Origin of the sequence: Megasphaera sp. AF13-6AC (assembly GCF_027685385.1) — a bacterium.
Lineage (GTDB): Bacteria > Bacillota > Negativicutes > Veillonellales > Megasphaeraceae > Megasphaera > Megasphaera micronuciformis.
On the sequence record NZ_JAQCUN010000350.1, the window covers coordinates 1 to 328 of the forward strand.

The following is a 328-nucleotide window of genomic DNA, read 5'->3' on the forward strand; positions in this document are numbered from 1 at the left end:
TTCGTCGCTCAGGTTTAAAAAGCCGTACGAACTCCATGTTTACGGAGATTGAAGGCGAATGGGACGAAGTCATGTCCGTTGTTAAAAAAGCTACCTTTCATTTCGCCGAAAAGGGAATTCGCACAGAAGTCATTATGAAAGCCGACATTCGTCCCGGACATACAAACATGATGACACGAAAGGTCGCTGCCGTAGAAGATATTTTAAAGAAATAACCCCGGCACTCAGCTTGACAGAGAAACCGCTCCCAGTGTATACTAAACCAGTCAGCGTATATGGAGTGGTACTCAAGAGGCTGAAGAGGACGGTTTGCTAAATCGTTAGGGGT

1 protein-coding gene and 1 tRNA gene (1 of these 2 cut by a window edge) are annotated in these 328 nt (G+C 45.7%); both read left to right on the forward strand.

All coding sequences use genetic code 11. The features are described from left to right. Positions 1 to 215: thiamine-binding protein (locus PGX78_RS09410; protein WP_270446706.1), on the forward strand; the 215-nt coding region annotated here is incomplete at its 5' end. Positions 216 to 277: 62 nt separating this feature from the next. Continuing rightward, positions 278 to 328: transfer RNA gene (locus PGX78_RS09415), tRNA-OTHER, on the forward strand (it continues 68 nt past the right edge of the window).